The sequence below is a fragment of the Streptomyces sp. NPDC042346 genome (assembly GCF_055581845.1).
Window position 1 is genome coordinate 968,243 of record NZ_JBVJEH010000001.1, and the last position, 22,983, is coordinate 991,225.

Below are 22,983 nucleotides of genomic sequence, written 5' to 3' on the forward strand. Positions count from 1 at the left end.
GTGTACGTCTCGCTGATCGCCGTCGCCGCCCTGTGGGGGGCCGCCGCCGGGCTGCTCGTCCCGCGCGCCGCGTACCGGCTCGCCGTGCCGGCCGAGGAGCCGTGGCGGGACCGCTGCCCCGCCGGGCACCCGCTCGCCGGGCCCGCGCGCGGCTGGATCGGCGGGCCCGGGCGGCAGGACTGCGCGACCACCCCCGCCCCGCTCGCCGCGCCGCTCCTCACCGCCCTCGCCTGCGCCGCGCTCGCCGCCGCCACCGGCGGGCCCCGGCCCGAGCTGGCGGTCTGGCTGCTCGCCGCGCCCTTCGCCGTCCTCCTCGCCTGCGTCGACGCCCGCGTCCACCGGCTCCCGGACGGGCTCACGCTGCCGCTCGCCGCGACCGTCCCGCTGCTCCTCGGCGGCGCCGAACTCCTCCCGTACGACGCGGGATCCTGGCTCCACGCACTCCTCGGCGCGCTCGCCCTCGGAGGGTCCTATCTGGTGCTGTTCGTCATCAATCCGGCCGGTCTCGGCTTCGGTGACGTCAAACTGGCGCTCCCGCTGGGCGCCGCCCTCGGCTGGTACGGCTGGGGCGTCCTGTTCGCCGGGGCCTTCGCCGGCTTCCTCCTCGGCGCGGTGTACGGCCTCGGGCTCGTCCTGCTGCGCCGCGCGGGCCGCTCCTCGGCGATCCCCTTCGGCCCGTTCATGCTGGTGGGAGCCCTGCTCGGGCTGCTCCTCGGCGCGTTCACAGCCCTCCCCTGACCCACCGGGGAGGTGGCGCGGCGGCCCTCGCACGTCCCCCGTGACGTCAATGCCGCGCCCCTGCCGGCCGGTCCCTCTTCGGAGGGACGGAACCCCGCCGCCACGCCGGGGCGCAAACCCGCCACACGGCCCCACAGCCCTTGTCCCGACTGGGATCCGGCGAATCCCGTGCGGTGAGTTCCGTGCACGTGGCGCGCGGCACGACTATCGAAGGGTTATGGTGGAAACCCCCCCTCGGGCCGGTCCGTATCCCCCCCCACGGACCGGCCCGTTTTTCTTTTCCGCCGGGCGTCAGCCCCGGCCGGCCCAGATGTTCGTCCCCTCGGTGTCGACCGCGAACGAATCGATCTGCTTGAGGTCGTCATCCGTCAGCGGCGCGGCCGCGAGCGCGGCCACGTTCTCCTCCAGCTGGGCGACGCTGGACGCGCCGATCAGCGCCGAGGTCATCCGCTCGTCGCGCAGCACCCACGACAGCGCCAGCTGCGCCAGCGACTGCCCGCGCCGCTCCGCGATCTCCGCGAGGCCGCGCAGGCGCCGCAGCACCTCGTCGGAGAGCAGGTTCGGGTCGAGGGACTTGCCCTGGGTGGCCCGCGAGCCCTCCGGGATGCCCTTCAGGTACTTGTTGGTGAGCAGCCCCTGCGCCAGCGGCACGAAGGAGATGCAGCCCATGCCGGCCGCCTCCAGCGTGTCGAGGAGGCCGTCCTCCTCGGTCCAGCGGTTGATCATCGAGTACGAGGGCTGGTGGATCAGGGCCGGGACGCCCATCTCGCGCAGGATCCGGGCCGCCTCGGCGGTCTGCTCGCTGGTGTACGAGGAGACGCCGACGTACAGCGCCTTGCCCTGCTGCACGGCGGAGGCCAGGGCCCCCATCGTCTCCTCCAGCGGGGTGTGCGGGTCGAAGCGGTGCGAGTAGAAGATGTCGACGTAGTCGAGGCCCATCCGCTTCAGGGAGGCGTCGAGCGAGGACAGCAGGTACTTGCGGGAGCCCCACTCGCCGTACGGTCCGGGGTGCATCTCGTAGCCGGCCTTGGTCGAGATGATCAGCTCGTCGCGGTAGGGCGCGAAGTCCTGGGCGAAGAGCTTGCCGAAGTTCAGCTCGGCGGAGCCGGGCGGCGGCCCGTAGTTGTTGGCCAGGTCGAAGTGGGTCACGCCGAGGTCGAAGGCGCGGCGGAGGATCGCGCGCTGGGTGTCGAGGGCGCGGTCGTCGCCGAAGTTGTGCCAGAGGCCGAGGGAGATCGCCGGGAGCTTGAGGCCGCTGCGGCCCGTGCGGCGGTATTCCATGGCGTCGTAGCGGTCCGCGGAGGCGCGGTACAGGGGGGAATCAGTCACGTATCTCTGCTTATCACGGACTTGTGACAGTCCCGGGCTGGGAGCCCGTCGCCCGTGCGCAGTAGTGTGGCGGCTTGCGGACCGCCGCTGCCGGGCGGACCGCCGCTGCACGGAGAGGTAAAGAACGGTGAACCTGCGCGACCTGGTGTACGGGCTCTACGCACGCCGGGTGGAAGGCCGCCTCGACCATGACCAGGTGCCCAAGCACATCGGGGTCATCCTCGACGGGAACCGGCGCTGGGCCAAGGCCTCCGGCGGGACCCCCGAGCAGGGCCACAAGGCGGGCGCGGACAAGATCCAGGAGCTGCTCGGCTGGTGTGCCGAGACGGACGTCGAGGTCGTCACGCTCTGGATGCTGTCCACGGACAACCTGAACCGGCCGGAGGAGCAGCTGATCCCGCTGCTCGGCATCATCGAGAACGCCGTGCGCGCGCTCGCCGCCGACGGCCGCTGGCGGGTCAACCACGTCGGCACGATGGATCTGCTGCCCGCCCGCACCCAGTCCGTGCTGAAGGAGGCCGAGCAGGCCACCCACGCCAACACGGGGATACTGGTGAACGTCGCGGTGGGCTACGGCGGCCGGCAGGAGATCGCGGACGCGGTCCGCTCGCTGCTCTTGGAGCACTCGGAGCGGGGGACGAGCTTCGAGGAGCTCGCCGAGATCGTCGACGTCGAGCACATCTCGGAGCACCTGTACACGCGCGGCCAGCCCGACCCGGACCTCGTGATCCGCACGAGCGGCGAGCAGCGGCTCTCCGGATTCATGCTGTGGCAGAGCGCCCACTCCGAGTACTACTTCTGCGAGGTCCACTGGCCGGCCTTCCGCAAGGTCGACTTCCTGCGGGCGCTGCGCGACTACGCGGCGCGGCACCGGCGCTACGGCACCTGAGCCCGCCCGGTCAATCGAAGGACACACCCTCCCGGAACCCTCCCGGAACCCTCCCGGAACCCTCCCGGAACCCTCCCGGAACCCCCTCGGAACCGATCACCTCGTGTTCACGAACACGTCGTCATATGCCGTGGCATGGCAGAGCTGGTTCGAGGGCATATCCCTGGTGAAGTGAGCGGCACGGAGACCGCCACCCGGGAGGCCCCTTGCACCAGGACGACCGTGCGGGACACGTACGGGAGAAGCGGAGGGCCGTGGTTCGGCCCGTGCATCGCGGCCTGAGCCCGGTCCCATTCCGTAGCGACACCGGTTCCGTCGCGCCCCGACCTCACAGGGGTCTTCAGAGGGGGTCTGTCCTTCCGTGGTGACCAGCACGAAGCGCCGCCTTAACGACCGGCGCACCTATGTTCTCGACACCAGCGTCCTGCTGGCCGACCCCAACGCCGTGTCCCGGTTCGACGAGCACGAAGTCGTGCTCCCGATCGTCGTGGTCACCGAGTTGGAGGCCAAGCGGCACCACCCCGAGCTCGGCTACTTCGCCCGGCAGGCCCTGCGCCTCCTGGACGACTTCCGGGTCAGGTACGGACGCCTCGACGCTCCTCTCCCCGTCGGGGAGCTGGGCGGCACCCTGCGTGTCGAACTCAACCATTCCGACCCCGGCATCCTGCCCGCCGGCTACAGGTTGGGGGACAACGACTCACGGATCCTCGCGGTCGCGCGCAACCTCCAGGCGGAGGGGTACGACGTCACGGTCGTCTCCAAGGACCTGCCGCTGCGCATCAAGGCCTCCTCGGTGGGTCTCCTCGCCGAGGAGTACCGCGCCGAGCTCGCCATCACGGACGCCAACGGCTGGACCGGGATGTCCGAGCTCGCGCTCTCCGGGGAGCAGGTCGACCTGCTCTTCGAGCAGAGCACGCTGTACGTCCCGGAGGCCGCCGAGCTCCCGGTCCACACGGGCCTGGTGCTCCAGTCGGAGCGCGGCAAGGCGCTCGGCCGGGTCACGGCCGACGGGAACGTCCGGCTGGTCAGGGGCGACCGGGAGGCCTTCGGGCTCCACGGCCGCAGCGCCGAGCAGCGGATCGCGCTCGATCTGCTCCTCGACCCGGACGTCGGCATCATCTCGATGGGCGGCCGGGCCGGTACCGGCAAGTCCGCGCTCGCGCTCTGCGCGGGCCTGGAAGCGGTCCTGGAGCGCCGGCAGCACCAGAAGGTGATGGTCTTCCGCCCGCTGTACGCGGTCGGCGGCCAGGAGCTCGGCTACTTGCCGGGCAGCGAGGCGGAGAAGATGAGCCCCTGGGCTCAGGCGGTCTTCGACACCCTGTCCTCGGTCGCCAGCCGCGAGGTCATCGAGGAGGTGCTCGGGCGCGGGATGCTGGAGGTCCTGCCGCTCACCCACATCCGGGGCCGCTCCCTCCACGACGCGTTCGTCATCGTGGACGAGGCCCAGTCCCTGGAGCGGAACGTCCTGTTGACCGTTCTGTCCCGGATCGGGGCGAATTCGCGGGTCGTCCTGACCCATGACGTCGCCCAGCGCGACAACCTCCGGGTCGGCCGGTACGACGGAGTCGTCGCCGTGGTCGAGAAACTGAAGGGGCATCCGCTCTTCGCCCATGTCACCCTCACCCGCTCCGAGCGCTCCCAGATCGCCGCGCTCGTGACGGAGATGCTGGAGGACGGTCAGATCTGACCCGATTGGTACGCGTCTGTACGTGTACGGCAGTTGGCGCCGCCCGGCAAAGCGCAGGAGCTTAGCCGGGCGGCGCCCCCATGTCCGCTGTATCTCCAAAAACACCTGCGTCTGCTGAGGTGTGAGCTTTCACACGCAGGACGGAATTGCCTTGCGGTGTCGCCGTCCGGCAAAGTCTTGCTTCCGTCAGGCCCCGCATACGGCACCCGTGCACCTTCCGAGGCGCACAACCCACGTACAACTCCACAGTCGTCAGCCGTATGCCGCCCACAGCACCACGGGCCCGTGTCTTCAGTGACCCAGTACGTCGGAGACCAGCGCCAGGGGCACGATTTCGCCCGCGTGGTCACCTGTGCGAGCGATGCTGGAAGGAAACCGTGTGAGCCGGATCTCGGTCCGGGGATTCGCGGTGGCTTCGGCCACTGCGGTCACCACCGTCGGCGCCGTCGTCGGCGTTGCCTCGGGCAACGTCGCGCAGGCTTCGGATGACAACTTCGAGGCCACCGCGGCCGACACCACGCTGCTCGCGGACATCCCCGCGGGCGAGCAGGCGCAGGTACAGGTCTCCTCGCTCTCGGAGCAGGCCGACGTCCAGGCCGCGGCCGCCGACGCCACCGCGAAGAAGACCGCGGAGGAGAACGCCCGGCTCCGTGCCGCCAAGGACGCCGAGGCCAAGAAGGAGGCGGCCGACAAGGCCGCCGCCGAGGCCAAGGCCGAGGAGGAGCGCAAGGAGCGCGAGAAGGAAGAGGCCGAGCGCGCCAGCCGTTCCGCGGTACGCGACGCCTCCAGCTTCTCCGCGCAGGGGTCGTACTCCGTCGCCGAGGTCAAGGCGATGGCCCGGCAGATGATCCCGGCCTCCCAGTTCCAGTGCTTCAGCAACATCGTGAACCACGAGTCGAGCTGGAACTACCGCGCGGTCAACCAGGGTTCGGGCGCCTACGGCCTCGTGCAGGCCCTCCCGGGCTACAAGATGCAGTCCGCCGGCGCCGACTGGCAGACCAACCCCGCCACCCAGATCAAGTGGGGCCTCAGCTACATGGACGGCCGCTACGGCAGCCCCTGTGGCGCCTGGGCGTTCTGGCAGGCCAACCGCTGGTACTAGTACCGGCGTGCTCAACCTCGGGGAGCCCCTCACCGTCCTACGGTGGGGGGCTCTTGCGTGTAGGTTGCGAAGGCCCATGGGCTTCCGGGGGGAGCGCACGGGCCGGACGACGAGCGGGGGGAAGAGGGAAGCGATGTCGAGACTGCCGGGATGGCTGGGACGGCTGGGCGAGGGCCTGAGCCGCATGGGCGAACGCCTGGACGAGCGCAGGGCCGAGGCGGAGCGCGAAGACCCGCTCGGACCTCCGTACGAGAGCGGTACGGGGACCGCTGCCGGCCGCGGCATCGGCCGCGAGGCCGGGCATCCGGCGCCGGGCGGCGTTCCGTACGAGGACGTGGCCGTCCCCGCCCCAGCGCCGGAGCGGCTCACGTCGTCGGACGTCGACCTCGCCCCGCCCCTCACGACGGACGCGCGGGACGCCGCGGCCGAGGACGCCCCGGACGGAGCCGGCCGCTCCGTCCCCGCGCCCCCCTCGTACGCCCCCGCCGTCGCCGCCCGCCCCGACCCCGTCGCCGCGATCCCCTGGGGCATGCGCGTCGCGGCGGAGGCGAGTTGGCGGCTCCTCGTCTTCGCGGGCACGCTCTGGGTGCTGATGAAGGTGATCAGCTCCGTCCAGCTCGTCGTCCTCGCCTTCGTCGCCGCCCTGCTCGTCACCGCCCTGCTCCAGCCCACCGTGGCCATGCTGCGCAGGAAGGGTCTGCCGCGCGGACTCGCCACCGCCGTCACCGCCGTCTCCGGCTTCGTCGTGATGGGCCTGGTCGGCTGGTTCGTGGTCTGGCAGGTCATGGACAACATCGACAATCTGTCCGACCAGGTCAAGGACGGCATCGAGGAGCTCAAGCTCGCGCTGCTCAACAGCCCCTTCCACGTGACCGAGCAGCAGATCAACGGCATCGCGAAGAACCTCAGCGATTCCGTCGGCTCCAACGCCGAACAGATCACCCAGGTCGGACTCCAGGGCGTCACGGTCGTCGTCGAGGCGCTCACCGGCATCCTGCTCGCCATGTTCTCGACGCTCTTCCTGCTCTACGACGGGAAGAAGGTCTGGGAGTGGACGCTCAAGCTCGTCCCCGCCCAGGCCCGGCCCGGCGTCGCCGGCGCGGGGCCGCGCGCCTGGCGCACCCTCACCGCCTATGTGCGCGGCACGGTGCTCGTCGCCCTCATCGACGCGGTCTTCATCGGCCTCGGCCTCTACTTCCTCGACGTGCCGATGGCCGTGCCGCTCGCCGTCTTCATCTTCCTCTTCGCCTTCATCCCGCTGGTCGGCGCGGTGATCTCCGGTGCCCTCGCGGTCGTCGTCGCCCTCGTCACCAACGGTCTGTTCACCGCGCTCATGGTGCTCGTCGTCGTCCTCGCCGTGCAGCAGATCGAGGGCCATGTGCTCCAGCCCTTCATCCTCGGCCGGGCGGTCCGGGTCCACCCGCTGGCCGTCGTCCTCGCTGTCGCGGCCGGCGGTCTGACCGCGGGCATCGGCGGCGCCGTGGTCGCGGTCCCGCTGGTGGCCGTGTCCAACACGGTGGTCGGCTACCTGCGCGCGTACAGCACCGAACAGGCCCTGCGCAGCACACCGGAACCGCGCGGCGCGACCGCGTTCGAAGTGGCCCCGACCCCGGCACCGGGCTCGGCGGCCGTCAAGGGGGAGAGCCGCGCGTGATATCCGAGCCGGAACTGGACGGCGAGGACGGCTTCGTCACCTCCGAAGTCCTCACCGAGACCCCGCCGCCCGGCCCGCCCCGCCCGCCCCGCACCCGCCGCCCCTGGCTGTGGGCGCTCGGCGGCGCGGTGCTGGCGTCGGCGGTGTGGGGCGGCGGGCTCTACGCGTACGAACGGGGGAAGGAACCGGGCCCCGACCTGGGCGGGTACAAGCCGGTGGAGGATCTCTGCGAGGTGGCGGAGCTGAAAGCGCTGGTCGCCGCGTTGGGGAAGCGGAGTGAGGACGGAGCCGGTGACGTCGTGAACCAACCGGCGATCAGCGAGTCGTCGTGCATGGTCACCTTCGGCCCGGTGGACACCGGACAGAGCATCGACATCACGTACACCCTGCACAAGGCGGTCGACCCGGGGCCCGAGTTCGCGGTGCGGGCGGAGCAGTACGGCGTGATCCAGGCGCTCGACGGCGTCGGCGAGCAGGCCTTCTTCGACGACCGGAACGGGGAGGGCGCAGTCCTCCGGATCCTTGACGGTCAGGCGGAGATCTCGTTCGACATGTACCGCCAGCACTACGAAGTGGACGGGAAACCCGCCCAGACCGAGCCGATCGACCTCTCCGGGATCGAGATCCCGATGACCCAGGACGCGCTCGCCCTCATGGCGGCGCTGAAGAAGTGACCGGCCGGACGTGAGGAAAGGGCCCCGGGGCGCGATGCCCCGGGGCCCTTCTCGTACGGCGACGCCTTACTCGGCGAGGACCGCTTCCGCGTCCAGCGTGACGCCGACCGCCTGGATCACCGCGGCGATCTTCACGGCCTCCTGGATCGTCTCGCGGTCGACACCGGCCTCGCGCAGGACCTGCTCGTGCGAGTCCAGGCACTGGCCGCAGCCGTTGATCGCGGAGACGGCCAGCGACCACAGCTCGAAGTCGACCTTCTCGACGCCCGGCTTGCCGATGACGTTCATCCGCAGCCCGGCGCGCATCGTCCCGTACTCGGGGTCCGACAGCAGGTGCCGGGTCCGGTAGAAGACGTTGTTCATCGCCATGATCGCGGCGGCGGACTTGGCCGCCTGGTACGCCTCGGGCTTCAGGTTGGCCTGGGCCTCGGGCTCCAGCTCCCTGAGGACCTTCGGCGAGCGCGAGGCGATCGCGCAGGCGAGCACGGTGCCCCAGAGCTGCTGCTGCGGGAGCTCGCTGTTGCCGATGACCGAACCGAGGTTCAGCTTCAGGTCCTTGGCGAAGTCCGGTATGGCGGCCTTGAGTTCGTCGAGAGCCATCTCAGATCACTCGCCCGAGAGCAGCGCGGCCGCGTCGAGGGTGCCCTCGCCCTTGTTCCAGTTGCACGGGCACAGCTCGTCGGTCTGCAGGGCGTCGAGCACCCGCAGGACCTCCTTGGGGTTACGGCCGACGGAGCCGGCGGTCACCATGGTGAACTGGATCTCGTTGTTCGGGTCCACGATGAAGACGGCGCGCTGGGCGAAGCCGTCCTCGCCCCGGACGCCGCAGTCGCTCATGAGCTCGTGCTTCGAGTCGGCGAGCATCGGGAAGGGCAGGTCACGCAGGTCGGCGTGGTCCTTGCGCCAGGCGTGGTGCACGAACTCGGAGTCGCCGGAGACGCCGAGGATCTGGGCGTCGCGGTCCGCGAACTCGTCGTTCAGCTTGCCGAACGCGGCGATCTCGGTCGGGCAGACGAAGGTGAAGTCCTTCGGCCAGAAGAACACCACGCGCCACTTGCCCTCGTAGGCCTTGTGGTCGATCTGCTCGAACTCCTTGCCGCTCTCCAGCGACACGCAGGCGGTCAGGTCGTAGGTGGGGAACTTGTCACCGACAGTGAGCACGCGCTCTCCTTGCGAAACGGGAAGGGTCCCTTTTGGGGTCTTCCGTGGGGGTTGGACGTGTTCACAGCATGGCACGGAGTGCATTGATCAGTGAAATAGCTAGAGTGGGTCGTGTTGATCGAAGGTGGTTATCAGTGGCGTCCCCGTACAGTCCCCCGTACAGCCCGCATCGCGGCAAGCAGCCGAGCCTTTCGCAGCTCAGAGCGTTTGCGGCGGTCGCCGAGCATCTGCACTTCCGCGATGCGGCGGCGGCCATCGGCATGAGCCAGCCCGCGCTCTCGGGCGCGGTTTCGGCTCTCGAAGAGGCACTCGGTGTCCAGCTCCTTGAGCGTACGACGCGGAAGGTGCTGCTCTCGCCCGCGGGGGAGCGGCTCGCGGTGCGCGCGCGGGCCGTCCTCGACGCGGTCGCCGAGCTGATGCAGGAGGCGGAGGCGGTCCAGGCGCCGTTCACCGGGGTGCTGCGGCTCGGGGTGATCCCGACCGTCGCCCCCTATCTGCTGCCCGCGGTCCTGCGGCTCGTCCACCGGCGCTACCCGGACCTCGACCTCCAGGTCCACGAGGAGCAGACCTCCTCGCTCCTGGAGGGGCTCACGGCCGGACGGCTCGACCTGCTGCTGCTCGCCGTGCCGCTCGGGGTGCCCGGCGTCACCGAACTGCCCCTCTTCGACGAGGACTTCGTCCTGGTCACCCCGCAGGGACATCCGCTGGCCGGGCGGGACGACATCCCGCGCGAGGCCCTCAAGGAGCTCAGACTGCTGCTCCTCGACGAAGGGCACTGCCTGCGCGACCAGGCCCTCGACATCTGCCGCGAGGCCGGCCGTACCGACGGCGCCGAGGTCACCACCACCGCCGCCGGGCTCTCCACCCTGGTCCAGCTCGTCGCCGGCGGCCTCGGGGTGACCCTGCTGCCGCGCACCGCCGTGCTCGTCGAGACCGCCCGCAACAGCGCCCTGTGGACCGGGATCTTCACGGAACCGGCGCCCACGCGGCGGATCGCCCTCGCGATGCGGACGGGCGCCGCCCGGCACGCCGAGTTCGAGGAGCTGGCGGAGGAGCTGCGGGGCGCGATGAAGGGGCTGCCGGTACGGGTCGTGGGCGCGGGTTCCTGACGCCCGCCCTCCTTCGTACCCCGCGGTACGCGTCAGGGGCGCGGGTTCCCGAAGCCCCCCGGCTCCAGGAACCCGCGCCCCCCTGCGTACATCCGCTCGACGGGTTACTCCGTGCGCAGCCCGTCCGCCCGCATCAGCCGCCACAGGACCGGCATGCTCAGGAGCGTCACCGCCGCGATGAGCGCGAGCCCGATCCCGACGACCGGCAGGAACGCCCACCAGTCCTGGACCTGCTGGCCGCCCATCTTCAGCAGCACGACCCCGAGGCCGAGCCCGCCCGCCACGGACAGGGCGAGGCCGAGGGCGATCGGGACCGCCGTCTGCCACAGCACCGACCAGCTCAGGGTCGAGCGCCGGGTGCCGAAGGCGACGAGCGAGGAGAGCAGCCGCTTGCGGTCCCTGAGCTGCTCCAGGGTCGCGACCAGGAGCGAGGCCGCCACCAGGAGCATCGTCAGCGTGGAGCCGACCAGGATGCCGGTGCGGACGCTGGAGAACGCCGCGTCCCGCTGGACGTCCTTCAGGGTCCGGACCCAGGACGTCGGGTCGATGGCCGCCGCCGTGTTCCGTACGTACTCGGCGGCGTCCGGCACGGCCGGGTCGAGACGGACCATGGCCTGCGCGTCGGGCTCGTCGAGCCGGGCGGCGTCGATCGCCGACGGGGTGGCGAGGATGCCGTACTGGTACATGCCCGTCGGGTCGGGCCGGGAGTCCACGACCCGGGTGGTCGCGGGGACGCGCCACTGCGGCAGCGGTCCGCTGTCGGCGCGCTTCGGCGCGTCCGGGTAGGGATGCGGGTCGCGCAGGTCGACCGTGGCGCCGGGCCGTACGGCCCTGGTGACGAAGGAGTCGTCCGGGTTGCCCTGGGCTCCGTGCGAGAGGAAGACGAACACGTCGCCGTCCGTGCAGGAGGGCAGCGTGGCGAACTCCCTGAGGGAGGCACAGTCGCCGACCCTGAGCGTGGCCGACGGGGCGAACTCCTCGCCCCCCTTCAGGGGACCGGGACGCCACACCCGCGATTCGACGATGCCGATCACGCCGGTGACGCCCTCGGTCCGCTCGAACTTGGCGATCATCCCGCGGGCCTCGTCGGAGGTCCTGGCATCGGCGCCGAACACGATCTGGGCGCGGGACGAGTCCTCGCCCGTGAGCTCCGTGAAGTCGGTCTCCATGGCCTGGAAGAGCATCTGGAGGGCGATCGCCCCGGTCGCCGCGACGACGATCCCGCTGACCGCGCGGGCCGCGGTGCCGCTGCTCAGCTGGAGCCTGCGGACGGCCAGCTGCCAGGCCACGGGGCCCGCGTGCAGCCGCTTCACGCAGGCTTCGACGAGCCAGGGCAGGAGCGTCGTGAGGCCGATCAGGGAGAGCGTGGTGCCGGCCACGACGCCCACGCTGTCGATGCTGGTCTCGCTCACCTGGACCTCGCCCATCAGCGGGACGAGCAGGGCCGCGCCGGCCGCCAGGAGCAGCAGCCGCCACCACAGCCGGCGGCGCCGGGGCGTGGAGACGCGGACGACCCCGAGCGGCTCGATCACCACTCCGCGCAGCGCGAAGAGCGTGACCACGACCGAGGAGACCGGGACCGCGAGCAGGACGATCGCGGCGAGCACGGGCATCGGCACGACGTCGGAGGGATAGGCGTTGACGTCCCAGATGGTGAAGGCCCCGGCGAACTGCCGGGCCACCGCGAAGAGTCCGAGGCCCACCAGCAGGCCGAGCAGCGCCCCCGCGAGGGACTCGCCGGCCGCGATCCGGCGGGTCATCGCCGTGTCCGCGCCGACCAGGCGCAGCGCCGCGAGCCGCCGGTCGCGCTGTTCGCCGCCGAAGCGGACGGCGGTGGCGATGAAGACGAGCACGGGCAGGAGCAGGACGACGCAGGCGACGACGACGAGGAGGACGAGGAACGCGTTCATCGGTTCCTCGGGCACGGACCAGCCGTACCGCGTGCCGCGCCCGTCGAGGTTCTCGGCGTCGAGGAAGTCGACGTGGGCGACGTACCGCAGCTCGGCCGGGCCGATGAGTCCGGCCTGGCCGATCGTCCCGGTGACCTTGTAGGGGATCCGCTCCTTGAGGAGGGCGCCCTCGGGGGAGTCGAGCAGCTCGGCGAGCGCGGGGGAGACCAGCATCTCGCCGGTCCCGGGGAACGCCGCGGCGCCCGGCGGGACCGGGGGCGCGTCGCCCTCGGGCTTCAGGAGCAGCCCGGTGACGACCTCGTCCCGGTAGTTCGTGGTCCGGCCGAGGTGGAGGAAGGAGTCGGACCGGGGCGAGGTGACCTGCTCGCTGCCGTCGACGGCGCGGACGGACTCCCGTACCTCCCGCTGGAAGAGCATGTTGGGCAGGGAGACCGAGAGGAGCAGCAGGGCCACGCCGAAGCCGACGCCGGTGGCGGTCAGCAGCGTGCGCAGGAGGCCCGGGCGCCCGCCGGTGACCGCGAACCGGGCGCCGAGCGTCAGGTCGCGGGCCCAGGTGGCGAGGCTCATGCGGCCCACTCCGCGTCCCGTACCGCGCCGTCGCGTACGACGATCTCCCGGTCGGAGTAGGCGGCGACGCGGGCTTCGTGGGTGACGAGGACGACGGCGGCGCCGGTGTCCCGGGAGGCGTCGGTGAGCAGCTGCATGACCCGCTCGCCGTTGAGGGAGTCGAGCGCGCCGGTCGGCTCGTCGGCGAAGATCACCCGCGGGGCGGTGACGAGGGCGCGGGCGACGGCGACGCGCTGGCCCTGGCCGCCGGATATCTCGCCGGGGCGCTTGTGTCCGACGGTGTCGACCTCCAGGCGGGCCATCCACTCGGCGGCCCTGGCCTCGGCGGTCTTCCGGCGCTCGCCGTTGAGACGGAGCGGGAGGGCGACGTTCTCGACGCAGGTCAGCTCGGGGACGAGCTGGCCGAACTGGAAGACGAAGCCGAAGTCGGTACGGCGCAGGGAGCTGCGCGCGGAGTCCGAGAGCGCGGTGAGGTCGCGTCCGTCGTAGGTGATCGTGCCCGCGTCGGGGCGCACGATTCCGGCCAGGCAGTGCAGCAGCGTGGACTTACCGGAGCCGGAGGGGCCCATGACGGCGACGACCTCGCCGGCCCGGAGGGAGAAGTCGGCGCCCGCGAGCGCGGGGGTGGGGCCGTAGGACTTGCCGAGGCCGGTGGCCCGGAGGAGGGGCGCGTGGTGGAGCGGGACGTCGTGGAGCGGGTCGCGGGAGAGCGGTGCGGAGGTCATCGGCGGACCTCCTCGGCGAGCCGGTCGAGGCGGGCGGCGGTCAGTTCCAGCCAGCGCAGATCCGCTTCCAGATGGAAGAGGGCGTGGTCGCAGATGAGCTGGTCGGCGAGGTCGCCGTCCTTCTTGCGCCGGGTGAGCTCGCGCATCAGGCGCAGGTGCTCGGAGCGCTGGGTGTCGAGGATGTCGGCGGCCCCGCGGCCGGTGAGCAGCGCCAGGACGACCTTGGTGTAGAGCGTGGACTGGAGGTACGGCTCCGGCTTCTCGGGGGTGGCGAGCCACGCGGCGACATCGGTGATGCCGGCGTCGGTGATCGCGTACCGCTTCCGCTCGGGCCCACCGCCCGCCTCGATGCCGTCGACGACGACGAGGCCGTTCTTCAGGAGCCGGGACATGGTCGAGTAGACCTGGCCGTAGTGCAGCGGCCGGTCGTGGCCGAACCGCTCGTCGAAGGCGCGCTTCAGGTCGTAACCGTGGCGCGGTCCGGATTCCAGGAGCCCCAGAAGGGTGTGACCGATGGACATGCGGGTCACTGTACATGGGGTGTATACGCACGATGAATAGTGGCTGGAAGTGGCGCGGGGCGCCCTCGCTGCCCGTATCCGATTGCTGCGAGCGCGCAACCATCGGGCCCAATCGAGCGTCGGTTCCTCTGGGGGTGGGTGCTGATTCTCACGTCCGGAAAAGGTGTGATCGGTTGCCCTTTGTCTGCATCGTCGGTGTTAGCTTTCTGAGCTGATCCGGCGCGGACGGACGACAGTCGAGGCGCCGAGACACACGACGAGTGGAGCGACAGGACCCATGGGCCGACCGGACAAGAGCAAGGCGAAGAAGCGCGGCATACGCCGCTTCTTCTCCTGGAAGAAGCTCCTGGGCACCTTCTTTGTGTTCTGCCTGCTCGCCATGGGCGCCCTGTACGTCGTCTACCTCGTGGTCCCCGTGCCGACGGCCAACGCCGAGGCGACCATGCAGAGCAACATCTACAAGTACGCCAACGGCAAGATCCTCGCCCGCACCGGTGAGATCAACCGCGAGATCGTCGGCCTGGAGAAGATCCCCGAGCCGGTCCAGAAGGCCTTCGTCGCCGCCGAGAACAAGAGCTTCTACAAGGACAACGGCGTCGACATCAAGGGCACCACGCGCGCCGCCTGGTCGACCCTCACCGGCCAGGGCAAGCAGGGTGGCTCGACCATCACCCAGCAGTACGTCAAGAACTTCTACCTGAGCCAGGACCAGACCGCGACGCGCAAGCTCAAGGAAATGGTCATCGCCGTCAAGGTCGACCGCCAGTCGAGCAAGAGCGAGATCCTCGCCGGGTACATGAACACCAGCTACTACGGGCGCAGCGCCTACGGCATCCAGGCCGCCGCCCGCTCGTACTACGGCGTCGACGCCGCCGAGCTCACCACCGCCCAGGGCGCCTACCTCGCCTCGCTGCTCCAGGCGCCCAACCAGTACGACTGGACCTCCGCGAGCTCCACCGGCCGCAAGCTCGTCGAGGAGCGCTGGAACTACGTCCTCGACAACATGGTCGGCGAGGGCTGGCTCTCGCAGTCCGAGCGCGCCGGCATGAAGTTCCCCGTGCCCCACAAGCCCAAGCCCGCCCCCGGCATGGAGGGCCAGACCGGCTACATCGTCGAGGCCGCCAACCAGGAGCTGATGCGCCAGGGCATCAGCGAGGAGGACATCAAGGCCGGCGGCTGGACGATCACCCTCACCATCGACGAGAAGAGGCAGAAGGACCTCGTCAAGGCCGTCGACCGGCAGCTGGAGGCCAAGCTCGACCGCAAGGGCGACAAGAAGGACGCCACCGTCCAGGCCGGCGCCACCTCCGTCGACCCGAAGACCGGCGCGGTCGTCGCCCTGTACGGCGGCGTCGGCGCCACCGAGCACTGGACGTCCAACGCGACCCGCCGCGACTACCAGCCCGCCTCGACCTTCAAGCCGATCGTCCTCGCCAGCGCCATCGACACCAAGGCGGAGACCCAGGACGGGCGGGAGATAGGCCTGGGCACGATCTACGACGGCACCAGCAAGCGGGAGGTCGTCGGCAGCGACATCCCCTTCTCGCCGGAGAACGAGGACGACTACAGCTACGGTCCCGTCACCGTCCAGAAGGCCGCCAACAAGTCCATCAACTCGGTCTTCGCCCAGATGATCGTCGACGTCGGCGAGGCCGAGACCAAGAAGACCGCCCTCGCCCTCGGCATGAAGGACGGCCCGGACTTCGGCGAGACCCCCGCCATGTCCCTCGGCACCATGGGCGCCTCGACCATGGACATGGCCGGTGTGTACGCCACGCTCGACAACCACGGCAAGAAGGTCACCCCGACCCTGGTGAAGGCCGCCTCGCACAAGGACCGCAAGGTCGAGCCCGTGGAAGCGATCGGCAGCCAGGCCATCAGCCGCGAGGCCGCCGACACCACCACCAAGGCCATGCAGGGCGTCGTCCAGAGCGGTTCCGGTTTCCGCGCCGCCGGCGACTACGACGCCGCCGGCAAGACCGGCACCTCCGAGAACAATCGTTCCGCCTGGTTCGTGGGCTACACCCCCGAACTCGTCACCGCCGTCGGACTCTTCGGCGAGGACGCCAAGGGCAACCAGGTCACCCTGACCAACACCATCAACGAGGGCCGCGCCAACGGTGGCCGCACCCCCGCCCAGATCTGGGGCGACTACACCACCAGCGCCCTCGACGGCGGCTCCGACGCCCGCTTCGACCTGGAGACCGACAGCTCGGGCTCCTACGAGCCGGACCCGGAGCCCAGCCGGACCGGCGAGACGACGGACGAGCCGACCGAGGAGCCGACCACCAGCTCCCCGGACCCGACGCCCCCGCCGACCTCGACGGCCACCACGCCGCCGGAGCCGACGCGCGACCCCACCACCGCGCCGACGCAGCCGCCCACGGAGGACCCGACGTCTCCGACCCAGGACCCGACCACTCCGCCGCCGCCGACCACCGAGCCGCCGACGACCGGCCCGACGACCGCCCAGCCGCCGAACCCGGACGCGGATCAGGGCCAGACCGACAGCGCCGCCACCGGGCGCCCCGGCCGGTGACGGTGAAGCCGCGTAGGACGGTGACGCTGAAGCCGCGTAGGACGGTGAGGCCGTGTAGGCCGGTGACGGTGAGGCCGTAAGGCAGTGATGGCCGGACCCCCGCGGGGGTCCGGCCATCGCCGTGTGGTCTCTCCGTGCTCAGCCGCGCGTGGCCAGCTCGAACCAGACGACCTTGCCGCCCGAGAGCCGGGTCGCGCCCCACCGCCGGGCCAGCCGGTTCACCAGGAACAGACCGCGCCCGCCCTCGTCCGTGTCCCGCGCCCGCCGCTGCCGCGGCAGCTGCGGCGAGTCGTCGCCGACCTCGCAGCGCAGCACGTCCGTCTTGAGCAGCCGCAGGGTCACCGGCCGCTCCGCGTACCGCACGGCGTTCGTCACGACCTCGCTGATGAGCAGCTCGACCGAGTCCGTCAGCTCCTCCAGGTCCCAGCGGGCCAGCGCCCGCCGGGCGAGCCGCCTGGCCCGCCCCGGAGCCGCGTCCTCCGGCTCCAGGAACCAGTACGCGACGTCGCTCGGCGCGATCCCCTCGAACCGGGCCGCGAGCAGCGCGATGTCGTCGTCCCGGTCGCCCGGACCCAGCATGTCCAGGACGTCGTCGCAGAGCGCCTCAAGAGGCGGCGAGTGGTCCGGTCCCGTCAGCTGCGCGGTCGCCGCGAGGCGCTCCCGCAGCTGCTCGATCCCGGTCCAGACGTCCCGCAGCCGGGACTCCACCAGGCCGTCCGTGTACAGCAGCAGCGTCGCGCCCGCCGGGGCGTCCAGCTCGACCGCCTCGAAGTCGACGCCGCCGACCCCGATCGGGGCGCCGGGCGGCACCCGCAGCACCTCGGCGCGACCGCCGAGGTGGAGCAGTATCGGCGGCGGATGGCCGGCGTTGGCCACGGTGATCCGGTGCGAGACCGGGTCGTACACCGCGTACATGCAGGTGGCCATCCGGTTCTCGCCGAGCCGCTGCGCCTGCTCGTCGAGGTGGTGCAGGACCTCCTGCGGCGGCAGGTCGAGCCCGGCCAGGGTCTGCGCGGTGGTGCGCAGCTGGCCCATGATCGCCGCCGAGGTCATGGAGTGGCCCATGACGTCGCCGACGACCAGGGCGACCCTGCTGCCGGGCAGCGGGATCGCGTCGTACCAGTCGCCGCCGACCCGGGCCGTCTCGGCGGCCGGGAGGTAGCGCGAGGCGAGCCGCACGCCGGTCGGCTGCGGGAGGGAGTCCGGCAGCATCGTCCGCTGGAGCTCGTCCGCGATGTACGCCTCACGCCCGTACAGCACGGCCTTGTCGATGCCGAGCGCGGTGTGGGTCGCCAGCTGCGCCGCGACGAGCAGGTCGTTCGGCTCGAAACCGGACCGCTCGGGGCGGCGCAGGAAGACGGCCGCGCCGATCACCCGTCGCCGGCCGCGCAGCGGAGCGAGTATCGCCCGCAGCCCGCCGGGCAGCGGGTGCTCGGAGCCGAGGAGTTCGGTCAGCGCGGTCTTGGCGGCGGCGGAGTCGCCGAACACCGGACGCACACCGCGCAGCACCTCGGCGAGCGCCCCGCCGGACCGCACCTCGCAGAGTTCGGCCGCGGGGGTCGGATCCGGATCGGGTACGAGGACGAGCTCCTCGCCCTCCAGCTCGCTTAACCGGAGCCGGTCGGTACGGCGCAGCCGCAACACGAACGGCGCCACCGGACGCTCGTCGCCCACCGGCAGCGGATCGCGCAGGTAGACCAGGATCTCGTCGGAGAAGGTGGGCACGGTCGCCCGGCACAGGCCGAGCACGATCTCATCGAGGTCGAGCCCGCGCGCGATCCGGCGGGTCGCGGCGCCGACGAACCGCAGCCGCTCGCCCTCGCGCCGCGCGGCGCCGTCGGCGCCCTGGCCCGTGCCGGGGCTCTGCGCGGCCACGGCGACGGCCACGGCCCCGGCTCCGGGGGCACCGCCCCCGCCGACCGGGCCGCCGGCCTCGGCGGGCGCGCCGGGGGCGCCTGAGGTGCCGCCTGAGGCGCTGGAGGCGCCTGAGGCGCCGGGGACGCCGCTCGGCACCGTCGTGTCCGTACCGGGGGCCGTCGCCGTCCGGTCCGCCGGGCCGCCCGGCTGGGCGGGCACGTCGGAGGGCAGGCCGGGGGCCGCCGCCTCCTGGCGAGGGCGCGCGCGTTCCTGCGGCCGGGCAGCCAGCGGCTGTCGGCCTTCGTGGGAGGTGGGATGCTCCGTCACGCGTGGGATTCCGTCCGTCCGGGCCGGTGGTGCGATGCACTCGCTCTTCTCGCCGATGCCGCGCCTTCGGCAGGGATAAACCCCTCGTATGCAGCGGATGTGGACGTTCCGCGAGAGGCGGCAACGGCAGGGGTCGGAACACCCGGGCGCACGTCCGGCACTGCTCTCCCCCTCGTGGATGACTTGCGGTCAGGTCCTGTGCTGTGCTCAGTCGTTGACGTGTTCTTCGGTCGGTCTGACGTGCTGTTCGATCCGCTTCTGCCGTGCGGAGGACGATCCTACGTTTGAACCCCGGGGGCGCATCAAGGGTCTCACGGGGCCGTGTGGGCCGGAGTGCGGTCCCAGTCTCCCGGCAACTGCGGCACGGGCCACCCCGGATCGGGCCGCCAGTCCTCCCAGCCGTCGGCGAACGGCGTCCCCCAGGAGTGGATCTGCTCCACGGCCCGCCGGCCCGCGGCCCGCACCCGCGCGGCCTGCTCCGGGTCCATCAGACCGGACCGCTGGGCCTGCGCGAACTCGTCCTCGTCCCGCCACAGCCAACTGCGGTCGGGGTAGACGGAGATGTCGAGGAAGTGGTCCTCGGAGTCGACGCCGCCGGCCCAACGGGTGCGCGGCTCCTCCAGGTTCACGTACCAGCTGCGGAAGCGCCAGCCGCGCTCCCAGAACAGCCACACCGACCAGGGGTCCCCGGGCCGGGCCAGCTTGAGGACCCCGCTGCCGAACCAGCGGGACCGCTCCGTGGTGCGCGGGGCGGTGTACCGGGTGGCGAGCGGCTCCTCGTGCACGGGCGTCCCGTCGCTCAGCACGGGCCGTACGCATTCGGTGCCGGGCGCCATCCAGACCGCGAGCAGCTCAGACGTGTCCTGGACGACGGTCACCGGCCGGCAGATGTGCACGGCGCCGGTGCCGTTGCCGCGGTAGCGCCAGAGGATCTGCTCCCCCGGCGCCCAGTGCTGAGGCCCGCCCGACTCTGTCATGCGCAGATCTTAGGGGCGCGCTCCCACGATCGCTGCGGTACAGGTCACTGATGAGTCAGCCACCGACCGGTCGGTCACGGACGTGTCATCCGCAGGACGTCCAGCGCCTCGTCCAGCTGCTCGACCGTGAGGTCGCCCCGCTCGACGTAGCCGGAGGCGAGCACCACCTCGCGGATGGTCTTCCGCTCGGCGAGGGACTTCTTGGCGACCTTGGCGGCCTCCTCGTAGCCGATGTACTTGTTCAACGGGGTGACCACGGACGGCGAGGACTCGGCGTACTCGCGGGCGCGCTCGACGTTGGCGGTGATCCCGTCGACCGTGCGGTCCGCGAGCAGCCGGGAGGCGTTGGCGAGCAGCCGTACCGACTCCAGGAGGTTCTTGGCCATCACCGGCAGCATCACGTTGAGCTCGAAGTTCCCCGCGGCGCCCGCCACCGCCACCGTGGTGTCGTTTCCGGTCACCTGTGCGGCGACCATCAGGACCGCCTCGGGGACCACCGGGTTCACCTTGCCCGGCATGATCGACGAGCCCGGCTGGAGGTCGGGGAGGTTGATCTCCGCGAGGCCCGTACGCGGGCCGCTGGCCATCCAGCGCAGATCGTTGGCGATCTTGGTGAGGGAGACGGCGACGGTCCTGAGCTGCCCGGACGTCTCCACGAGCGCGTCGCGGGCGCCCTGTGCCTCGAAGTGGTCGCGGGCCTCCGTCAGCGGCAGGCCTGTCGCGCGCGCGACCTCCGCGATGACGGCCGCCGAGAAGCCGGCCGGGGTGTTGATGCCCGTGCCGACCGCCGTACCGCCGAGGGGGAGTTCGGCGAGCCGGGGGAGTGCGGAGCGCAGCCGCTCCACGCCGTACCTGACCTGGGCCGCGTAGCCGCCGAACTCCTGGCCGAGGGTGACCGGGGTGGCGTCCATCAGATGCGTACGGCCGGACTTCACCACCGTCGCGAATTCGGCCGATTTTCGCTCCAGGGACGCGGCCAGATGGTCGAGCGCGGGGATCAGGTCGCGGGTGACGGCGCCGGTGGCCGCGATGTGGATGGAGGACGGGAAGACGTCGTTGGAGGACTGCGAGGCGTTCACGTGGTCGTTGGGGTGGACGTCCCGGCCCTCGGGGAGCCGCTCGGTGGCGAGGGTGGCGATCACCTCGTTGGCGTTCATGTTGGACGAGGTGCCGGAGCCGGTCTGGAAGACGTCCACGGGGAAGTGGTCGTCCCAGCGCCCCTCGGCGACCTCCTCCGCCGCCGAGACGATCGCCCCGGCCCGGTCCGCGTCGATCACCCCGAGCTCGGCGTTGACCGTGGCCGCGGCGGCCTTGATCCGGGCCAGGGCCTCGATGTGGGCGCGCTCCAGGCGCTGGCCCGACACGGGGAAGTTCTCCACGGCCCGCTGGGTCTGCGCACGCCACTTGGCGTGCGCGGGGACCCGCACCTCGCCCATGGAGTCGTGCTCGATCCGGTACTCGCCGGGTGCGCTGTTCGTCGTCATCTTCGTCAACCTCCTGGCTGTGCCCGTCGGGGGGGCTACCCCCTAACCCCCCGAAAAAGCTGAGCACTTGTCTTGTTCGATGTATTCCCAACCCGCGTACCGACCAGTAAAAACCGTGGGTAACCCCACTTCCAGGAGGCGCAATGACGCGCACCAGGTACAGACTCCGCTGGCCCATCGCGGCCGTCGCCGCGGCCGCCGCCGCGCTCGGCACGATGACCGCCGCGGCACCCGCCGGCGCTGCCCCCGCGGTCGCCACCGGCACGGCGGCGGTCACCGCTTCCGTACCGCTCCCGCCCGAGCTGGAGGCGATCCGGGCCGCCGAGGCCACCAAGATCTACGGCGACCCGGCCGAGCGCCCGCTCGCGCAGCGCAAGACCGGCCTCATCTCCCTAGGCGACAGCGAGATCTCCGGCGAGGGCGTCGGCACGTACGAACCCCCCACGAACGGCCCGACCAACTGGTGCCACCGCTCGCCGGACGCCGCCATCCACCGCACCGGCATCCCCGCGGACCTCACCTTCAACGTGTCCTGCTCCGGCGCGTACACCGGGAACATCCGGATCGGCGGCTCGAAGCAGTACGCCGACGAGCTCGTCCAGAGCGACAACCTCGCCGTGAAGGCCCGCAACACCCGGATCAAGATGGTCCTGCTCGTCGCCGGAGCCAACGACGACCTGCAGTTCGGCCCCGTCATGACCGACTGCGTCCAGCGCTACCTGCTGCTCCAGGGCACCTGCGAGCCCAAGTACGCCCCCGGCTGGCAGGCCCGCGTCGACGCGCTCGTCCCCAAGGTCGAGCAGACCGTGCGCGACCTCAAGACCGTCATGCGCGACGCCGGATACGCCGACGGCGACTACAAGCTCGTCGTGATGGGCTACCCCAGCCCCATCGGCCCCGACTTCCCCGACAACCCCTCCTTCCCCGGCAAGCTGATCTGCGGCGGACTCGGCTACGACGCCGACACCGTCTGGGGCCGCAACACCGCCGTCCCCGCCTTCGAGCGCGGCATGCGCAGGGCCGCCGCCTCGACCGGGGCCGTCTACCTCGACAACTCGCGGCTCTTCCACGGCCACGAGGTCTGCATGGAGGACACCTGGGCCCGCGGTCTCTTCATCGACCTCTCCAAGCCCGGCACCCCGGACGAGAACTCGGTCCGGCAGTCCTTCCACCCCAACGCGCGCGGCCACGCCGCCTTCGCCTCCTGCCTCACGCAGATCTACGACTCCGGCCTCCGTGAGGCCGGCTGCGCCGACGTGAACTCCTCGGGCCGGCCGACGCTCTTCCCGGTCGCCTGGGACGACGCGTACAAGCCGCTGACGAACCAGGCCACCGGGCAGTGCCTGGACGTCGAGGCCGCCTCCTCCGCCAACAACACGGGAGTGGTCGGCTGGGACTGCCACGGCGGCCGCAACCAGGGCTGGTGGTACGACTCCGCCCGCCAGACCGTCCACACCCAGCTCACGCAGGACCGCTGCCTGGACGTGCCGGCCTCCGGCTTCCAGGCCGGCAAGGCGCTCATCATCTGGAACTGCCACGGCGGCGCCAACCAGAAGTTCGTCCGCGACGGCGCCACGATCCGGCCCGCCGGAGCGACGGGCCTCTGCCTCAGCCAGGGCGCGTCGAAGGAGCCGGTCCGGCTCCAGAACTGCGACGGCTCCGCGAACCAGAAGTTCGTGTAGCCCGGACCGGGCACGAACCCCACGGAACGCCGTGGCCCCGTCCGGTGCGGG

At 71.4% G+C, this 22,983-nt stretch carries 18 protein-coding genes; 9 read left to right on the plus strand and 9 right to left on the minus strand.

Annotated elements, in window-relative coordinates; translation table 11 throughout:
* Positions 1–738: a prepilin peptidase gene (locus ACZ6K0_RS04545; RefSeq protein WP_376402173.1), complete on the plus strand. Its 738-nt coding sequence runs from the start codon at positions 1–3 to the stop codon at positions 736–738.
* A gap of 291 nt (positions 739–1,029) precedes the next feature.
* Here the strand turns inward: ACZ6K0_RS04545 and mgrA are convergent, their stop codons facing one another.
* Positions 1,030–2,067, minus strand: coding sequence for an L-glyceraldehyde 3-phosphate reductase (mgrA, locus tag ACZ6K0_RS04550; protein WP_469227887.1), 1,038 nt, complete (start codon positions 2,065–2,067; stop codon positions 1,030–1,032).
* Positions 2,068–2,194: 127 nt separating this feature from the next.
* Between mgrA and ACZ6K0_RS04555 the strand changes: the two genes are divergently transcribed.
* The 5 genes from ACZ6K0_RS04555 to ACZ6K0_RS04575 all read left to right on the plus strand — a co-directional run bounded on the left by ACZ6K0_RS04555 (position 2,195) and on the right by ACZ6K0_RS04575 (position 8,073).
* The gene (locus ACZ6K0_RS04555; protein WP_376402179.1) at positions 2,195–2,956 is read left to right on the plus strand and encodes an isoprenyl transferase; all 762 of its coding nucleotides are present in this window, start codon (positions 2,195–2,197) and stop codon (positions 2,954–2,956) included.
* Positions 2,957–3,317: 361 nt separating this feature from the next.
* The gene (locus tag ACZ6K0_RS04560; protein WP_376402182.1) at positions 3,318–4,643 is read left to right on the plus strand and encodes a PhoH family protein; all 1,326 of its coding nucleotides are present in this window, start codon (positions 3,318–3,320) and stop codon (positions 4,641–4,643) included.
* Positions 4,644–5,022: 379 nt separating this feature from the next.
* On the plus strand, positions 5,023–5,745 hold the full coding sequence (locus ACZ6K0_RS04565) for an aggregation-promoting factor C-terminal-like domain-containing protein (protein ID WP_469227884.1): 723 nt from the start codon (positions 5,023–5,025) through the stop codon (positions 5,743–5,745).
* Positions 5,746–5,878: 133 nt separating this feature from the next.
* Complete coding sequence (locus ACZ6K0_RS04570; protein ID WP_469227883.1) at positions 5,879–7,399, plus strand: AI-2E family transporter; 1,521 nt, start codon at positions 5,879–5,881, stop codon at positions 7,397–7,399.
* Positions 7,396–8,073: a hypothetical protein gene (locus ACZ6K0_RS04575; protein WP_469227881.1), complete on the plus strand. Its 678-nt coding sequence runs from the start codon at positions 7,396–7,398 to the stop codon at positions 8,071–8,073. Before ACZ6K0_RS04570 ends, ACZ6K0_RS04575 begins: the two co-directional genes overlap by 4 nt.
* Positions 8,074–8,139: 66 nt before the next feature.
* Here the strand turns inward: ACZ6K0_RS04575 and ACZ6K0_RS04580 are convergent, their stop codons facing one another.
* Together ACZ6K0_RS04580 and ACZ6K0_RS04585 are read right to left on the minus strand one after the other, a co-directional pair.
* Positions 8,140–8,673, minus strand: a complete 534-nt coding sequence (locus ACZ6K0_RS04580; protein WP_469227880.1) for an alkyl hydroperoxide reductase — start codon at positions 8,671–8,673, stop codon at positions 8,140–8,142.
* Between the two features lie 6 nt (positions 8,674–8,679).
* A complete protein-coding gene (locus ACZ6K0_RS04585) occupies positions 8,680–9,234 on the minus strand; it encodes a peroxiredoxin (RefSeq protein WP_024758658.1) in 555 nt (184 codons plus the stop codon).
* 134 nt (positions 9,235–9,368) lie between these two features.
* Here ACZ6K0_RS04585 and ACZ6K0_RS04590 point away from each other — a divergent pair, with 134 nt between their 5' ends.
* Complete coding sequence (locus ACZ6K0_RS04590; protein ID WP_469227878.1) at positions 9,369–10,343, plus strand: LysR substrate-binding domain-containing protein; 975 nt, start codon at positions 9,369–9,371, stop codon at positions 10,341–10,343.
* A 104-nt stretch (positions 10,344–10,447) separates the two neighbouring features.
* Here the strand turns inward: ACZ6K0_RS04590 and ACZ6K0_RS04595 are convergent, their stop codons facing one another.
* From ACZ6K0_RS04595 to ACZ6K0_RS04605, 3 genes are read right to left on the minus strand one after another with little or no spacing between them, the layout of a single operon-like run.
* Positions 10,448–12,820: an FtsX-like permease family protein gene (locus ACZ6K0_RS04595; protein WP_469227875.1), complete on the minus strand. Its 2,373-nt coding sequence runs from the start codon at positions 12,818–12,820 to the stop codon at positions 10,448–10,450.
* Positions 12,817–13,545 (minus strand): ABC transporter ATP-binding protein, encoded by a 729-nt coding sequence (locus tag ACZ6K0_RS04600; protein ID WP_376402204.1) that lies wholly within the window; start codon positions 13,543–13,545, stop codon positions 12,817–12,819. Before ACZ6K0_RS04600 ends, ACZ6K0_RS04595 begins: the two co-directional genes overlap by 4 nt.
* Positions 13,542–14,066: a PadR family transcriptional regulator gene (locus tag ACZ6K0_RS04605; RefSeq protein WP_376402207.1), complete on the minus strand. Its 525-nt coding sequence runs from the start codon at positions 14,064–14,066 to the stop codon at positions 13,542–13,544. Before ACZ6K0_RS04605 ends, ACZ6K0_RS04600 begins: the two co-directional genes overlap by 4 nt.
* A 277-nt stretch (positions 14,067–14,343) precedes the next feature.
* Between ACZ6K0_RS04605 and ACZ6K0_RS04610 the strand changes: the two genes are divergently transcribed.
* Positions 14,344–16,605: a transglycosylase domain-containing protein gene (locus ACZ6K0_RS04610; RefSeq protein ID WP_469227872.1), complete on the plus strand. Its 2,262-nt coding sequence runs from the start codon at positions 14,344–14,346 to the stop codon at positions 16,603–16,605.
* 138 nt (positions 16,606–16,743) lie between these two features.
* Here ACZ6K0_RS04610 and ACZ6K0_RS04615 read toward each other — a convergent pair whose 3' ends face one another.
* The 3 genes from ACZ6K0_RS04615 to ACZ6K0_RS04625 form a co-directional block, all read right to left on the minus strand.
* The gene (locus ACZ6K0_RS04615; protein ID WP_376402213.1) at positions 16,744–18,789 is read right to left on the minus strand and encodes a SpoIIE family protein phosphatase; all 2,046 of its coding nucleotides are present in this window, start codon (positions 18,787–18,789) and stop codon (positions 16,744–16,746) included.
* Between the two features lie 311 nt (positions 18,790–19,100).
* Positions 19,101–19,766, minus strand: a complete 666-nt coding sequence (gene fomD / locus ACZ6K0_RS04620) for a cytidylyl-2-hydroxypropylphosphonate hydrolase (RefSeq protein ID WP_376402216.1) — start codon at positions 19,764–19,766, stop codon at positions 19,101–19,103.
* Positions 19,767–19,840: 74 nt separating this feature from the next.
* Positions 19,841–21,250, minus strand: coding sequence for a class II fumarate hydratase (locus ACZ6K0_RS04625; RefSeq protein ID WP_376402219.1), 1,410 nt, complete (start codon positions 21,248–21,250; stop codon positions 19,841–19,843).
* Positions 21,251–21,393: 143 nt separating this feature from the next.
* Here ACZ6K0_RS04625 and ACZ6K0_RS04630 point away from each other — a divergent pair, with 143 nt between their 5' ends.
* Complete coding sequence (locus ACZ6K0_RS04630; RefSeq protein WP_469227868.1) at positions 21,394–22,932, plus strand: ricin-type beta-trefoil lectin domain protein; 1,539 nt, start codon at positions 21,394–21,396, stop codon at positions 22,930–22,932.
* The last annotated feature ends 51 nt before the right edge of the window (positions 22,933–22,983 follow it).

Coding starts and splice junctions, on each gene's coding strand:
- ACZ6K0_RS04570 (WP_469227883.1), top strand. CDS start 5,879: ATGTCGAGACTGCCGGGATGGCTGGGACGGCTGGGCGAGGGCCTGAGC.
- ACZ6K0_RS04580 (WP_469227880.1), bottom strand. CDS start 8,673: ATGGCTCTCGACGAACTCAAGGCCGCCATACCGGACTTCGCCAAGGAC.
- ACZ6K0_RS04595 (WP_469227875.1), bottom strand. CDS start 12,820: ATGAGCCTCGCCACCTGGGCCCGCGACCTGACGCTCGGCGCCCGGTTC.
- ACZ6K0_RS04600 (WP_376402204.1), bottom strand. CDS start 13,545: ATGACCTCCGCACCGCTCTCCCGCGACCCGCTCCACGACGTCCCGCTC.
- ACZ6K0_RS04605 (WP_376402207.1), bottom strand. CDS start 14,066: ATGTCCATCGGTCACACCCTTCTGGGGCTCCTGGAATCCGGACCGCGC.
- ACZ6K0_RS04610 (WP_469227872.1), top strand. CDS start 14,344: ATGGGCCGACCGGACAAGAGCAAGGCGAAGAAGCGCGGCATACGCCGC.
- fomD (WP_376402216.1), bottom strand. CDS start 19,766: ATGACAGAGTCGGGCGGGCCTCAGCACTGGGCGCCGGGGGAGCAGATC.
- ACZ6K0_RS04625 (WP_376402219.1), bottom strand. CDS start 21,250: ATGACGACGAACAGCGCACCCGGCGAGTACCGGATCGAGCACGACTCC.
- ACZ6K0_RS04630 (WP_469227868.1), top strand. CDS start 21,394: ATGACGCGCACCAGGTACAGACTCCGCTGGCCCATCGCGGCCGTCGCC.